The organism is Polaribacter sp. L3A8, from assembly GCF_009796785.1.
Classification (GTDB): domain Bacteria; phylum Bacteroidota; class Bacteroidia; order Flavobacteriales; family Flavobacteriaceae; genus Polaribacter.
Genome location: NZ_CP047026.1, coordinates 3,939,702 through 3,952,393 on the forward strand (window position 1 = coordinate 3,939,702; position 12,692 = coordinate 3,952,393).

Annotated in this window: 11 protein-coding genes; 4 read left to right on the forward strand and 7 right to left on the reverse strand. The window is 30.8% G+C overall.

The features are described from left to right. Positions 1-15 precede the first annotated feature (15 nt). On the forward strand, positions 16-774 hold the full coding sequence (locus GQR92_RS16340) for a hypothetical protein (RefSeq protein ID WP_158841395.1): 759 nt from the start codon (positions 16-18) through the stop codon (positions 772-774). Positions 775-931: 157 nt separating this feature from the next. On the opposite strand, the gene GQR92_RS16345 is transcribed toward GQR92_RS16340, so the two are convergent. Beyond that, complete coding sequence (locus GQR92_RS16345) at positions 932-2,203, reverse strand: replication-associated recombination protein A (protein WP_158841397.1); 1,272 nt, start codon at positions 2,201-2,203, stop codon at positions 932-934. A 77-nt stretch (positions 2,204-2,280) separates the two neighbouring features. Between GQR92_RS16345 and GQR92_RS16350 the strand changes: the two genes are divergently transcribed. Continuing rightward, positions 2,281-2,967, forward strand: a complete 687-nt coding sequence (locus GQR92_RS16350) for a rhomboid family intramembrane serine protease (protein ID WP_158841399.1) — start codon at positions 2,281-2,283, stop codon at positions 2,965-2,967. Positions 2,968-3,061: 94 nt separating this feature from the next. Here GQR92_RS16350 and rlmB read toward each other — a convergent pair whose 3' ends face one another. From rlmB to GQR92_RS16380, 6 genes are all read right to left on the reverse strand, one after another. Further along, positions 3,062-3,823, reverse strand: a complete 762-nt coding sequence (gene rlmB / locus GQR92_RS16355; protein ID WP_158841402.1) for a 23S rRNA (guanosine(2251)-2'-O)-methyltransferase RlmB — start codon at positions 3,821-3,823, stop codon at positions 3,062-3,064. A gap of 83 nt (positions 3,824-3,906) precedes the next feature. Beyond that, complete coding sequence (locus tag GQR92_RS16360) at positions 3,907-4,389, reverse strand: lipid-binding protein (RefSeq protein ID WP_158841404.1); 483 nt, start codon at positions 4,387-4,389, stop codon at positions 3,907-3,909. Positions 4,390-4,406: 17 nt separating this feature from the next. Next, on the reverse strand, positions 4,407-5,141 hold the full coding sequence (locus tag GQR92_RS16365) for a BT_2262 family domain-containing protein (RefSeq protein WP_158841406.1): 735 nt from the start codon (positions 5,139-5,141) through the stop codon (positions 4,407-4,409). Between the two features lie 23 nt (positions 5,142-5,164). Beyond that, entirely contained in the window at positions 5,165-6,547 is a 1,383-nt protein-coding gene (locus GQR92_RS16370) for a SusD/RagB family nutrient-binding outer membrane lipoprotein (protein WP_158841408.1), read from the reverse strand. Positions 6,548-6,566: 19 nt separating this feature from the next. Further along, a complete protein-coding gene (locus GQR92_RS16375) occupies positions 6,567-9,740 on the reverse strand; it encodes a SusC/RagA family TonB-linked outer membrane protein (protein WP_158841410.1) in 3,174 nt (1,057 codons plus the stop codon). Positions 9,741-9,855: 115 nt separating this feature from the next. Beyond that, on the reverse strand, positions 9,856-11,520 hold the full coding sequence (locus GQR92_RS16380) for a ShlB/FhaC/HecB family hemolysin secretion/activation protein (protein ID WP_158841412.1): 1,665 nt from the start codon (positions 11,518-11,520) through the stop codon (positions 9,856-9,858). 176 nt (positions 11,521-11,696) lie between these two features. On the opposite strand from GQR92_RS16380, the gene rpsL reads away from it, so the two are divergent. Both rpsL and rpsG read left to right on the forward strand, forming a co-directional pair. Continuing rightward, positions 11,697-12,071: a 30S ribosomal protein S12 gene (gene rpsL, locus GQR92_RS16385; protein WP_018943587.1), complete on the forward strand. Its 375-nt coding sequence runs from the start codon at positions 11,697-11,699 to the stop codon at positions 12,069-12,071. A gap of 139 nt (positions 12,072-12,210) precedes the next feature. Next, complete coding sequence (gene rpsG / locus GQR92_RS16390) at positions 12,211-12,690, forward strand: 30S ribosomal protein S7 (RefSeq protein WP_087522435.1); 480 nt, start codon at positions 12,211-12,213, stop codon at positions 12,688-12,690. The last annotated feature ends 2 nt before the right edge of the window (positions 12,691-12,692 follow it).

Consider the following 12,692-nt stretch of genomic DNA (forward strand, 5'->3'; position numbering starts at 1 on the left):
TAATATTCAATTAAAATGATTAAAAAAATAGCATTCAGTTTTTTGTTTTTTATAATAATATCAGCGTTTGGTCAGCAAGTAGATATTAATAATTATAAGTATATAATTGTACCAGATCGTTTCGATTTCTTAAAGAGTGCAGATCAATACCAGACAAGTTCTTTAACTAAATTTCTTTTAGAGAAAAAAGGATTTGTTGTTTTTCTTAGTAATGAAAAATTACCGGAAGATTTTGTACTAAACAGGTGTAAAGGTTTAACAGCAAATGTTGTTGATGATTCTAGCATGTTTACAGTAAAAAGTAAAATAGAATTAAAAGATTGTTATGGTACTGTAGTATATGTTTCTGAAACAGGTAAGAGCAAAGAGAAAGATTATAAAAAATCGTATCAAGAGGCAATTAGAAATGCTTATGAAACAATGGACGGTTTAGAGTACAAATATGTGCCGATAAAAAAAGAGGGAGTTGTAAAAACAGTAGAAGTAGAAGTGGTAAAAGAAGTAATGACTACCCCTATAAAAGAAATTGTCTCTCAAGAAAAAGTTGTAGCTAGTAATAATTTAGAAACTTTATATAGCCAAGAGATCAGTAACGGTTTTCAGTTAGTAAACACAACTCCGGCAGTTGTTTATCAGCTATTAAAAACAAAGGTTAAAGATGTTTTTATTTTAAAAGATAAAAACGGAATCCTTTATAAAAATGGTAATAACTGGATTGCAGAATATTATGAAAATGACGCTTTAGTGGTAAAACAATATGCTATTAAATTTTAATTAATTTTATGGTTAAGAAGGCTAAACTTATGCTGCTTTATGCTTAATTTGGTTTAGAATTTTAGATTATCATCAAGAAATTTATCAATAGCCCTAAATTATATTTAGGGCTTCTTTGTAATTATATTTCTAGTAATAGTACTATTATAAAAAGTTATTAATAGTCGTAGTTATTTTTCCATCTGTTTTTTAAGACATCTCTAAACTGATTTTCTCTTGCATTATTACCTGGTTCATATAGTTTTGTTCCAGAAATTTCATCAGGCAAAAATTCTTGCTCTATAAAGTTATTAGGGTAATTGTGGGAGTATTTATAATCCTTACCATAATCTAAGTCTTTCATTAATTTTGTTGGCGCATTTCTTAAATGAAAAGGGATGGATAAATCGCCCGTTTTTTGAACCAAACTTTGCGCTTCATTAATGGCCATATAAGAAGCGTTGCTTTTTGCTGAATTGGCTAAATAAATAGCACATTGACTTAAAATGATTCTAGATTCTGGATACCCAACAACGGCAACTGCTTGAAACGTGTTATTTGCTAAAATTAATGCAGTAGGGTTTGCATTTCCAATATCTTCAGAAGCCGAAATGAGTAATCTTCTAGCTATAAACTTTACATCTTCTCCACCTTCAATCATTCTAGCTAACCAATATACAGCACCATTTGGGTCACTTCCTCTTATCGATTTTATAAAAGCAGAAATGATGTCATAATGTTGTTCTCCTGTTTTATCATATCTAACCGTATTTTTCTGAACTTTAGATAAAACTAAATCGTTTGTAATTTCAATTTCATCATCGACAGATACTAATAACTCAAAAATATTTAATAGTTTTCTAGCATCACCACCAGAAACTTGTAACAAAGCATCTGTTTCTTTTAACGTAATTTTTTTTGTTGATAAAAGTGCATCTTCTGTCATAGCTCTATGTAAAAGTGCTATTAAATCAGTTTTATCAAAAGAATTTAAGATATAAACTTGGCAACGCGAGAGTAGGGCGGGTATTACTTCGAAACTTGGGTTTTCTGTAGTTGCGCCAATTAAAGTTACCCATCCTTTTTCTACAGCTCCTAAAAGAGAATCTTGTTGAGATTTACTAAATCTATGAATTTCATCAATAAATAAAATAGGGTTTTTAACGGTAAATAACCCACCACTTTTTTTTGCTTTTTCTATTACTTCTCTAACATCTTTTACACCAGAGCTAATGGCACTTAATGTATAAAAGGGTCTTTTAGATTCTGTCGCAATAATATTGGCAAGTGTAGTTTTTCCAATTCCTGGAGGTCCCCATAAAATTAATGAAGGGATAATTCCTTTTTTTATTAAATTAGTTAAAACACCCGTTTTACCAACCAAATGTTGTTGACTTATATAATCTTCTAGAGTTTTAGGTCTAATTCTTTCTGCCAAAGGTTCATTCATTCAGTAAAAATAACAAAGATTTCTGACAGAAAATGTAAAAATCGAAATTGGTTAGATTTTTGTTATTTTTATGACTGATGAAAGAGGATACCCAGTTAAAAATATCAAAATCAATTTTCTTAATTCCGGTTGCTTATGTTTTTGCAATTTGGTTTATTTATTGGATTGAAATACAGTTTGATCTTAATTTTAATAAATACGGAGTTTTTCCTAGAACTTTGGTTGGTTTTAGAGGTGTTTTTTTAACACATTTTATACATAGCAATACAAGTCATCTTTTTAATAATTCTGTCCCTTTATTCGTGCTTTTAAGCAGTGTTTTTTATTTTTATAAAGATGTAGCGTATAAAGTGTTGTTTTTTGGAGGTTTCTTTACAGGATTTCTAACTTGGTGTTTTGCAAGAGAATCTTATCATATAGGAGCCAGTGGTATTGTGTATTTACTTTTTAGTTTTGTTTTTTTTAGTGGAATTATAAAAAGACACTATAGGTTAGTGGCTGTATCTTTAATAATTATTTTTCTTTACGGAAGTATGATATGGTATGTGTTTCCTGTAAAAGAAGGTATATCTTGGGAAGGACACTTATCTGGTTTTGTAATGGGGCTTATTTTTTCAATTGCTTATAGAAATAAAGGAATTGTAAAAGAAGAGCATCAATTTATAGAAACAGAATTCGATTCTTTATTTGATGAACATGGAAATTTTGCTCCGCCAATAGTAGGAGAGGAGTTAGATGATAAAAAACTAGAACAAAAGTTTTAATATAGCTTACTTTTCTAAAATAAGTTTAGAAATACAAAAAGCTGCATATAATTACTTATATACAGCTTTTTTTTAAATATATTTTTAATTATCTCTAATTACTCACAACAATTCTTTGTCTTACAGCTTCATACAGTAAAACACCACAAGCTACAGAAACATTTAAAGAAGCTATTTCACCTAATAAAGGTAGCTTTGCCTTATAATCTACCATTTTTAATATAGAAGGGTTTACACCTCTATGTTCAGAACCCATAACAATTGCTATTGGTTGATTAAAATTAACATCATATACAGAATCTTCTGTTTTTTCTGTTGCCGCAACTGTTTTAATGTCTGATGCTTGTAATAAGAATAAGGCATCTTTAATGTGATCTACTTTACAAATAGGAATTTTAAAAGCAGCACCAGCTGATGTTTTTATCGTTTCTGCATTTACGGGAGCACTTCCATTTTTCTGAATAATAATTCCGTTTACTCCAGAACATTCTGCAGTTCTAATGATAGCACCAAAATTACGTACATCAGATACTTGATCTAATAGTAAAAACAAAGGTGTTTTACCGCTTTCTACTGTTTTTTCAATCAGTTCTTCTAGATCGTAAAATTCTACAGGTGATATTTGTGCAACAGCTCCTTGGTGATTACTGTTTTTAGATAATCTATCTAATTTTTCAACAGGCACCATGCTTGTAGTAAGGTTATTTGTTTTAATTAATTTATTAAGTTCATAAAACAATTCTCCTCTTAATCCTTTTTGTAAGTATATTTTATTTATTGATGAACCACTTTCTATGGCTTCAATAATTGCTCTAATCCCAAAAATATTGGTTGTTGGTGTTGTTTCTGCTGTCATGCTGCAAAGGTATGTTAAATATTGAAAATATTGGACAAAAAAAAACCACCTCGCAAAGAGGTGGTTTTAACAAAATAATTTATTTAATGTTCATCTTCAGAGAACCCTGTTCTTTTATAACCTACAAGTTTGTATACTGTTCCAGCATCGTCAGAAAATTCTATATCTAAAGAAATTCCATCAGAAGTATTACCACCAGAGGTCGTTGCTGTTCCTTTGCTTATTGTAGCGTTAGTTATATTTATTGTTATTTCATAACCTTCATAATTACTAGCTAAATTAGAACCACCAAAAGTTAATTCATTTGTGTTTACAGGAGTTTTTGCCTTAAATTCCCAAAATGTACCTAAATCTTCAATCCACATTTCTTTTCCATTATCAGCAGCAGTATTATAAGTACTAAGATGATAATAGCTTCCAGTTCCATTAAGTTGTACAAACCAATCTCCAGCCATTTCAACAACAGATGTAGCTCCTGGGTCTGGGTCTCCTCCTTCATCACAAGATGTAAATCCTAGTATCAAAGTTAAGAAAAATGTGATTTTTAATAATTTTATATTTTTCATTTTATATTTTGTTTTAATTAAAATTGAACTTGCTCTAAATGTACTTCAAAAATAAAGTCGCCATCTCTCCAGTCAGTTTTGAAATCAATAGTTTTTGCAGCTGCGTTAACATTAAACTCTAGCATTTCAGCGGCTCCACCAAATGTTTTTACATCAAAGTCTTTATTAGCTATTGAGAAATCATTTGGACCATTTACTTTAATTGTAGCGCCCGGTGCTCCATAAGCAGTACCAAGAACTCTTCCTAACTCGTACCAAGCACCAATACCGTCTGAAATCTGGTAGATACCATCTGATTTTTTCCAAATCATTACATATTTCATATTTTGATATTGATCAGGTGCATCATCGTTTCTTGTAACAGATGAGATGTATAGACCCGAAAGATCATTTACAAGGTCTCCAGAATCAGCAATTATCACAGTTCGTCCTGCAGAAGCCAAAAAACCATCTTGATTCACTGCAGAATAAGAAACAGTATAGATATCTGAAACATCTTTACTAAATGGTAGTCCTCTATAAAGTCCAGCTGATATGGTTGTTGTTACATCCACGGCTGAACCGGCCTCTTCAGCTGTTGCTCCTGGTTCTAAGTATTCTGTGCCATTTTTTAATAAAACTTCCTGGTCTCCTGATAATGTAAAAACAGCAAAGTTTGTGATTCCTGAAATGTTAGCAGAATCATTCTCAACGCAGGCATTAAACATTAAGGCAACGGCTAATATTGTTGTATAAATTGATATTTTTTTCATTTTTATAATATTTAATTAATTAATTAATTAGCCCACCAAACTGGTATTGTAATTTTAACTATTTCTGGAGTATTTACATTTCTTATAACTTCAGAATTTGGAAATTCTAAACGTTGAGGAAATACATTATTTGTTGCACCATTTACAGAATAAGTAAAACCTGTTGGGTATCCAGTTCTGTTGTGTTCAAAAAATGACTCAAATCCATTACCAGGAAATGAAGATATCCATTTTTGCGTTATAATTGCTTCTATTTTTTGTTCAAGTGTACCTGTTGAAGGGTATGCATAAACTCCTCCAGTAGCAATATAAGAAGAACCATCTATTCCCCATTTATTAAAATTGGCTAGTACAGCAGCATCGTATAATGCTTTTGTGTTTGCCTCTGATTTGTATCTTAAATTAGCTTCTGCTTGTAAAAATAAACTTTCTTCCTCACTAATAAAATACACAGGTGTTGTAGGTGCTAATTCTACAACAGAGATACTAACAGGTGAAGCTGTACTACTATAATCTCCTTGTGCTAAAGGAGCACCAGCTCCATAAAATGAATTCAATCTTGGATCTCCGTTATTTGAAAGGTATTCATGCATTGTTGCACTTGCTCTTAGATTTGTTGAAACATTTAACTGTCTTCTATCTGACTCATATAAAGGGTTACTGTTAGATGGTAAATCTACGAAATTATGCATAGAAGCATCTTCTTTAAGAAAATTAGACAAAGTTGCAGCTTCTGAAGCAACACTTGACCTAGCTTTACTTTGTCTAAGAAGTATCTTTAGTTTTAAAGTGTTTGCAAATTGAACCCACTTATCCATATCACCAGCAAAAATAAAATCATCTTTTGCAGGTAAGCTTCCTATTGATGTAGTTAGATCTTTAGATAAAGCAGTATTTATATCTTCAATCATTAAATCATACACTTCTTCACCAGTATTAAACATTGGCGTAAAGTTATTTAAATCATTTGCTTCTGTATATGGTATTTGATCATACCAATCTGCTAAAATTTGAGAAGCATAAGATTCTAAAACTGTAGTTATTAAAAAGTAGTTCCAGTTTTCTTGAGCTAAAGCATTTCTTTTAATATTTCTAATATCACCTAATGCATCATACATATTATGCCAAGGACCATTGAAATTGGTAGAACCAATTTGGTAAGCATCAATTGTTCTATACTGGTTTGCAGCATTACTTTGAGTAAAATATTGTGACCATATACCTCCAATAATCGCTAATTCAGCACCTTGAGCACCAGCAATTCCAGCAATACCTGCAGGTAATTCTGTTGCAAATTCAACTCCCTCAGGTGAAAGTAAATCTGGGTCTCTGTTTATATCTAACTGATCATCACATGATGAGAAAAAGATTAATAAACTTAATAGAGAATAAATTATATTTTTCATTTTTATTGTTTTTAATTGATTAAAAAGATACTTTAAGACTCATACCATAAGCTCTTTGTGCAGGGTTTCCTGCAAACTCACCGAATTCACTCCTTAAATCACTACCATATGTTGATACTTCAGGGTCAACATAAGGATTGTCGTCTGGTGTCCAAAGGGCAAGATTTTTTCCGTAGAATGTTACAGATAATCTTGATACACCAATTGCATCTATTACAGAGTTAGGGAAATTATAAGATAAAGAAAGATCTCTTAATCTACCAAAGGTTTTATCAATAGTATGATTTGTTTCTCCAGCAGGATTACTTCCAGTACCAAAATAATCTGTAACTCCTCCAAAACTTACTGGTGTAGAGTTTTCTGAATAAGTTCCGTCACCATTATCATTAACTGAGTTTGGTATAATAAAAGGATTACGATCGTTGTAAGTTGTAGAAATTGCACTTCCTGTAAAGTTAAGAAGTCTATTTGTATAAGAATACATTACACCACCTTGTTTATAGTCTAGACTAAAAGACAACGTAAAGTTTTTGTATTTAAAGCTGTTTTGTAACCCCATTACAAAGTCTCTTTGAGATGTTCCAAGTTCTTGTTCTTCAGTTCCTAAAACTGCAAATCCAGTACTAGGGTTTACTATAGTTTGACCTGAATCTGTTGTTGCAGCTCCTGCAAATCTAAATACACCCAGTGGTCTACCTATTTCTGCATTAAAAGTTGTACCAAAAGCACTGTTAATGGCTAATCTATCAGATCCTTTTAAATCTGTAACTTTGTTTTTGTTTTTTGTAAAAGTATAAGTCATTTCCCAACTAAAGTCTTCTGTTTTTACAGGGTAACCACTTAATAATAATTCTATACCTTTGTTTGATACATCAGCAAAATTACCAGTTACTTGTGAATAACCTGTAGATCTAGGTAATAATCTATCAATTAACAAGTCTTTTGTTTGTTTGTCATAGTAAGCTGCATCTACTGTTATTCTATTATTAAAGAACCTTCCTTCTAACCCAACTTCATATTCAGTTGTTATTTCTGGTAAAAGAGAGTTGTTACCTAATTGCCCTGCTAATTCGAATGAATTTACACCATCTATTGGAAATGTAATATTACCAAAATAAGCACCAGCATTAGCTTTCACCAAAGTTGATTCTGTATTGTATGGGTCTGTGTCATTAGCAACTTGCGCAAAACCTCCTCTTAATTTTAGAAAAGATTCAGTATCATCCATAACAATACCACTTAAAGAAACCGATGGGTAAAAATATGAGTTGTTCTCTACAGGAAGAGTAGATGACCAATCGTTTCTTGCTGTTGCAGTTAAAAATAAACGATTTTTATAGGATGCAGTTGCAGATGCAAAAACTCCATAAGTTCTTCGTAATGTATTGTTTTGAGTAATTACTGGAGGAACAGCGCTATTACTTAATTCATAATAATTTGGAATATCTAATATTGAAATTGATGCTCCAAGGTAATCAGTTGATCTTTGATTAAAAGTAGCACCAAGTGTAGCGGCAATATTTAAATCGTCGTTTATATCATTATCATAATTAATAACTCCATAAGTATCGTATTCAATTCTCTCTACTTGAGATTCAGAAACACCACCAACAACTTCATTTACAGCTAAAAGATCCTGAGCAGACCCATCAGAATATTTTACCACTGCACCATTGCTTTTTACTTTTTGATTTGTTAAATCCATACTCATTTGCCAGGTAGCAGTTAATTTTGGTGCTAATTTATATGAAAGATTTACATTACCAAAAACCCTGTTACTTTTTATCTTTGTTGAATTTTCATTTAAAGACCAATAGGGATTTTGTGCATACGGAGTATAAAACCAATCATTTGTGTTAAAAATATTACTTTGATCTTCCATATCAACGATACTTATATCTCTTGGTACCTGAAGTAATTCTTGCATAAATATTTTTCCTTGACCAGCGTCATCTCCCTGCCCTGTATTTGTAGCATTTTGTGCTTTTTTTATAAAGTTAATAGTAGTACGGATTTTAAATTTCTCGTTTCCTACACCTCCATTAAAACTCAATGCTTTTCTTTTGTATGAGTCTGCGTCAGTAGGTATTACCCCATCACTATCTGTATCTGTAAAGCCTAAAGAAAAATCTGAATTTGCTCCACCACCGCTAACACGAATAGAGTTAGTATATGTTTCTCCAATATTGTAAACATCTTTTACATTATTAGGTAAAGCAGAATAAGGTTTTAATTGTTGAGAATTATTTACAATTTGCCCCCAAACTCTTACTTTGTTATCATAGGCAGGTCCCCAAGACCCATTTTCATTAGAAGCACCACTTCCACCTGTCGGTAATCCTGATGCATTAGAGCCATTCCAACCTTGACCAAAAGAATCCTGTAAATGCGGGATTCTTGAAACCTCAGCAAATTCCATAGAACTATTGATGTCAACTTTTACTTTTGAATTTGTTTTACCTCTTTTTGTAGTAATAAGAATTACACCTGTAGAACCTCTAGATCCATAAAGAGCAGTAGCAGAAGATCCTTTTAAAACGTTTATTGACGCGATGTTATTTGGGTCTATATCATTTATACCTGTACCACCGTCAAAAGATCTATCTGTAGAAGTAGAACCATTGGCAGAGTTATTGATAGGAGAACCATCAACAATATACAAAGGCGCATTTGAACCTTTAATAGTACTAAAACCACGAATTATCACTTTTGTAGAAGAACCAGGTTGTGATGGAGAAGTAATATCAACACCTGCTATTTTTCCAGATAAAGATTCAAAAGGGTTGTTTGTTGTTACTTTAGTTAATTCTTCAGCGCTAATAATTGTAGCTGCATAACCCGTAGATCTTTTTTGTCGTTTTTGACCAAAAGCTGTAACAACAATCTCGTCTAAAACACTTTCGTCTTCTTCAAGTATTATGTTAATAGTACTTGATGAATTAACTGATTTAGTTATTGTTTTGTAACCTATATAGCTAAAACTTAAGACATCGCCTTGTTTTACACTAATAGAGAACTTTCCATTAAAATCAGTTTGAGTTCCATTTTTCGTGCCTTTAATAGCTACACTTACTCCAGGTAGTGTACCAGATGAATCTGACACCGTCCCAGAAACTTTTTTTTCTTGTGCAAAAGATATTTGCATCAGAAACGCTAATAGTAGCGTTAAAAATCCTTTAAACTTTGTTTTCATTATTGAATATATTTGAATTAATTGGTTCAAATATCATGCTTTATTATTAAATAAGCAATTAAATTTGTTAAAAAAGGTTAAAAAGTGTTAACTAAACATAATTACTTGTGGATGCTTAAAAGTAGTTTTTCCAGTTGATTATCAGTTTAACGCTTTTAAAATCAATGTTTTGTTTGTTTATTTTGCCTACAGCAAGGCTAAGGTTAATTTGTGAAGTATTTGTGTTGAATAAATAACCTAGCCCTAGACCCAAAAGATTTTCATTTTTTGAGTTTATATTTATTTTTCCTATATCTAGCAAAGTGTATAAATATGATTTCTCTGAAGTTAAATATCGATATTCTATATTAAAGAAAGTATAGTTTTTTGTAAGTATGCTTTGTTCGTTAAATCCTCTGATACTATTTGCGCCTCCAATTCTAAAAAGTTCATTATTTATATAGAAGTTAGAATTTAGGTATCCAATTTTATTTTTGATGTAAATGCTGGTTCGTAAATTTAAATCCCATAGATATGAAATTGTAGATTCAAATTTAAATTGATTGTTAGATTTTTCACTTACCTTCCTTTGACCAAAACTTGGGTTAATTTCTAAATAAAATTTATTGTTAAAAAAAACATCGTTTTTAGGAATACTATATTTTAGTTGTAATCCTAAAAAATAATTGTCATAACTTTCAATATTATTGGTTAAATTCTCTACTAGTTTTTCTGAGGTTTCAGAATTATAAGTTAAGGCTAGTTTTATTTTATTGTTAATGTGATAAGAAATTTTTGTGTCAAATTTTGAGCTTAAGAAACTAGAATCTTGTTTGTATATAAGGAAAGATAGTTCTGGGCTAAATTTTAAATTGAATATATATGGTATTTCTGTAGATAATTTTAATTCTTGTCTTTCTTCTCCTATGCTGTTCCAATAAAGACCAAATCTTTCACCGCTATTAAGTATGTTGTTTAATTTTAGATCTATATTTCCATTAAATAAAACATCTCCGTTATCTTTAGATGCAAAACTCACAATCCCGTCAAAACTATTATTTACTTGTTTTTTTAAATACATATATAATAAGGTGGAGTCTTTTGTGAATAAAACTTCAGTAGGTTTTATTTCTGATACAAATGGTATGCCTTTGGTTGCTATAGATATGTCTTTAATTTTTTGTTGGTTAAAAAGAGTGTTTTGTTTTAAATTAAAATAATTTTTTAAATATGATTTAGGGAAATTTTCATAACCTTTTACTTTTACTTGATTGATGATTCTTTTGTTAGAAGGATTGATATTTAAATCAGCAAATAAAGTTTTGTCTTTAATTACTATATTTTGAAGCTGAACTTTAGAAAATGATTTACCTTCATCATCTAATGTTTTAGAAATTTTTAATAAACTAGTAGATAGTTTTTCAATAGGGATAGAAATAGTATTCCCTTTTAAATTTGACTTTTCGAAATAAATTTTAGAAACGGAGTTTAATTTAATTACTGCCACATCTATTTTGTTGTTTAAATTATAAAAAACAATGTAATCTTTTTTTAAATTGACAATACTATCAATTGTATTTGTAAAATAACCAGATTTTTTCAAGTACTCAGAAACTCTATCGATTTCTAAATTTAGAGTTTTGATTTTTTTGTGTTTCTTCTGATAATCTATTTTTTCTAAAGCAATTATTTCTAATTTATCTTTAGACGTAATTTTTAAAGTGAAACCTTGTGCATATATTCCTTTAAAAGAAAATAAGATAAATAGAATTATTAAGTAAAGATTCTTTTTTTTGTTCAAAATTGATATAATAGGTGTGTCAAATGTAAAAGAAAATCATAAAATTTAATCAAAAAATAAAGATTAAGAAAAAATAACTTGCTGATACTTGAATAATTAGAAAATAATTGTACATTTGCGGACTCTTAAAAAAGAGTAAAGGTTTAATTATAAACGAAAAACAGTAATAATTTAGTATGCCAACTATTCAACAATTAGTTCGTAAAGGAAGAACCAAAATAACTAAGAAGAGTAAATCGGCTGCTTTGTCGTCTTGTCCTCAAAGACGTGGAGTTTGTACTCGTGTTTATACTACAACACCAAAGAAACCTAATTCAGCAATGCGTAAAGTTGCCAGAGTTAGATTGACAAATGGTAATGAGATAAACGCATACATTCCAGGTGAAGGACATAACTTACAGGAGCACTCGATAGTATTAGTTAGAGGTGGAAGGGTAAAAGATTTACCAGGTGTTAAATATCACGTAGTACGTGGTGCATTAGATACAGCAGGTGTTGAGGGGAGAACCCAGAGACGTTCAAAGTATGGTGCAAAACGCCCAAAGAAGTAAGAGTTACAAGTTAGAGGTTGTGAGCTTTTAAGGTTAATGTTTCTGTGTTTAAGGGGTTTTCTTAAATGTCGGGTTTTAAGCTTATGGTTAATAACTGAAGGTTAGTAACAAATTAATTAACTTTTTTAATGTAAAAGACATGAGAAAAAGAGCAGCAAAAAAAAGAGTCTTATTACCGGATCCAAAATTTAACGATCAGTTAGTAACGCGTTTTGTGAATAACTTAATGTGGAGCGGTAAGAAGTCTGTAGCGTTTAAAGTGTTCTATGACGCTTTAGAGTTAGTAGAAGAAAGAAAAGGAGAAGACGAAGAGAAATCGGCTTTAGAGATTTGGAAAGATGGTTTGTCAAATGTAATGCCTCACGTAGAAGTAAGATCTCGTCGTGTTGGTGGTGCAACATTCCAAATACCAATGCAAATTAGACCAGACCGTAAGGTGTCTATGGCTATTAAATGGATGATTTTGTATACTCGTAAGAGAAACGAAAAAACTATGGCACAGCGTTTAGCTGCTGAGATTTTAGCTGCGGCTAAAGAAGAAGGAGCTGCAGTTAAAAAACGTACTGACACACATAAGATGGCAGAAGCAAATAAAGCATTCTCACACTTCAGATTTTAATA